This window comes from Synechocystis sp. LEGE 06083 (assembly GCF_015207725.1).
Taxonomy (GTDB): Bacteria; Cyanobacteriota; Cyanobacteriia; order Cyanobacteriales; family Microcystaceae; genus Synechocystis; species Synechocystis salina.
Map to the genome: position 1 here is coordinate 1 of NZ_JADEWJ010000387.1, position 2,566 is coordinate 2,566.

3 protein-coding genes and 1 pseudogene are annotated in these 2,566 nt (G+C 51.5%); 1 reads left to right on the top strand and 3 read right to left on the bottom strand.

Annotated features, from left to right (window positions below):
- The 3 genes from IQ219_RS18880 to IQ219_RS18890 all read right to left on the bottom strand — a co-directional run.
- Positions 1-520, bottom strand: a 520-nt coding sequence (locus IQ219_RS18880) for an OB-fold nucleic acid binding domain-containing protein (protein ID WP_228017380.1), incomplete at its 3' end; no start/stop codon positions are given.
- A gap of 105 nt (positions 521-625) precedes the next feature.
- Positions 626-1,231 carry a nitroreductase family protein gene (locus IQ219_RS18885; protein WP_194073634.1) on the bottom strand — a complete coding sequence of 202 codons (606 nt, stop codon included), beginning with the start codon at positions 1,229-1,231 and terminating at the stop codon, positions 626-628.
- 73 nt (positions 1,232-1,304) lie between these two features.
- Complete coding sequence (locus tag IQ219_RS18890) at positions 1,305-2,030, bottom strand: 2-phosphosulfolactate phosphatase family protein (RefSeq protein ID WP_190598496.1); 726 nt, start codon at positions 2,028-2,030, stop codon at positions 1,305-1,307.
- A gap of 263 nt (positions 2,031-2,293) precedes the next feature.
- Here IQ219_RS18890 and IQ219_RS18895 point away from each other — a divergent pair.
- Positions 2,294-2,566: pseudogene (locus tag IQ219_RS18895) on the top strand (3-hydroxyacyl-[acyl-carrier-protein] dehydratase FabZ); the annotation flags it as partial.

Here is a 2,566-nt window from a genome sequence, read left to right on the forward strand (position 1 = left end):
GGGTGAGAATGGGAGTCTCAATTTCCAGAAAGTGCTCTTGATCCTCTAGAAAACGGCGCATGGCTTTCACCACTTGATGGCGCAGTTGGAGATTTTGGCTTAACCTGGCCCGCCGCAAGTCTAGGTAGCGGTATTTGAGCCGCACATCCTCCCGCACCTGTTCTGCTTCGTGGCTGGAAACCACAAAGGGCAATTGTTGATTGACGGCGTTGAGCAGGATGATGCTGTCCGCATAGATCTCAATTTCTCCGGTGGGAATTTTCTCGTTTAACGACTCCGGGGGGCGTTTACTAACCACACCGGTAACTTGCACCACATACTCATTACGTAATCCCTCTGCCACCGGATAGGAAACGGGGGTTTGGTCGGGGCTACTAGCGATTTGCACTATGCCCCGGCGATCGCGCAGGTCCAGGAAAATTACGCCACCATGATCTCGACGGCGATCGACCCAACCGTAGAGGGTAACAGTTTCCCCCAGATGGGTTGTCCGTAGGTCGCCGCAATAATGAGTACGCATAGAGGTGTTAATCAAGCAAAATTTCGTTAAACGGGAAAATCAAGGGGTTACCTGGGTGCAGGGAAGATGTCGCTCCAATGCCCAATCGTCCACCGGGGAATCGACCTAGGCAAAGGAATTTTCTTTGACCACTTCCTCCAGGGGCAGTTGTCCCCCTTTGGCACGGGCATCTTCGGTGCGCTTACCGATCGCCACCATGGGGCCAATGGCGTAGTCAGCGGGTAACTTGACCAATTCGGCCACCTTTTCCAGGTCAAAACCGATCATGGGACAGCTATCATAGCCCATGGCCTTGGCCGCTAACATCAAATTTTGCATAGCCATGCCGATGGATCGTTGGGCTTCATCTCTTTGTAACTGTGGTTTACCACCATAGAAAGAGCCGATCGCCCCGACTAAATAATCCGCCACCTCTGGGGGAGCATTGCGCCAGTAACGGGCGGGATCCTTATCCCAGGCATTGACATCCGCCACCACCAAAATTAGCAGGGAGGCATCGGTCATTTGGGCTTGGTTGCCATACTTGTCCCGAATGGTTTGCCGTAGTTGGGGGTCCCGGATAATCAGGAACCGCCAATGTTGGATGTTATAACTAGTGGGGGCTTGGATGGCCGCTTCGAGCAATTTTCTTTCTTCTTCTGGGGTCAGTCGATGGTCAGGGTCAAAATGCTTAATCGATCGCCGTTGGTAAATAGCGTCAAATGTATCCATAGTGGTTGGGAAATGGAATTTTAGCGGGGAAATAATTGGAAAAACTAAATTTAATATAAATACAATTGTCGATTTAAGCGGCGGTCAATACCCCTGGGGATACCTGCTTGGGCAGAATATCAATTAAATCCTCCGTGGCACAGTAGCGCAAATCATCCAGGCGATCGAGCTTCAGCAACCGCTGGCCATGGCTAGCCAATTCAAACAGTCCCAACAAATTGTCCTGCCATTGGCGGTAAAGACTTAAAGCTGCCGTTACTTCATCGTTGCCTTTGGTGAATTCCACCCCCTTTTCTGTGAGGTAGGCGGCGATCGCCCCGGCACAAACTGTATCCTCTAGGGAGTAACCCCCTTCCCAACCGGAACCTAGCAGCCACACGGTTTTGGGCTGGTTTTTGACCAGATAATCTGCCGCTGCACCCCGATTAACCAAAGAAGCTGTGATGAGTTGGGGGCAATTTTCCACCCGTTGTAAAGCTCGGGTGCCATTGGTGGTGGATAGAAATAATCTTTTCCCCATCATCAGTTCTGGAGTACAATCAAGGGGAGAATTACCCAGGTCATAGCCTTCTACCATGGCCCCGCCCCTTTCCCCGGCCCTGAGGCGTTTTTCCTCTGGCCAAGCCGCACTGGTGGCCAACAAATCATTCAGGGAACTGAAAACCTGTACCGCCTCCGCTCCAACTTTGAGTGCCGTGGCAATGGTGGTGGTGGCCCGCAGGACATCAATAACCACTGCACAATCGGGCAATGGCTGATCTGGTGTTAATTCCGGCGTGTGATAAACAAAAATTTCCACAGGATTCAGCGGACTGTTTGGGGAATGAACAACCTTCCCATCTTATCGGTAGTAGGCCAACCCCGCAGAAGAATTGGCCGATTTTTCTGGGGTCGGGGCCCGGGGGAGAGTCCAATGGGCTTTAAACTGGTGTTCGGTGGCGATCGGGGGCAAAACCCGGCCAGAATGCTGGAGATTAACCAGGCTTTGCTGGGCAGACCCTAGATTTCCCCCAACTTTCCAACAACTTCTGTTTGTCCTAGATTTTTAGCAAAAATTTTCCCATGGCAATTTCAACTCCGGAGGTGACTCCCAATTTAAGCGACAGCAATGGCAATGAAGCCAGTGCCCAAACCCAATTCACCATCCAAGAAATTAGTGACCTATTGCCCCACCGCTATCCCTTCGCCCTGGTGGACCGCATCATTGATTTTCAGCCAGGTAAATCCGCCGTCGGTCTGAAAAATGTCACCATTAACGAACCGTTTTTTCCGGGGCATATTCCCAATCGCCCAATTATGCCTGGGGTATTGATTGTGGAGTCCATGGCCCAGGTG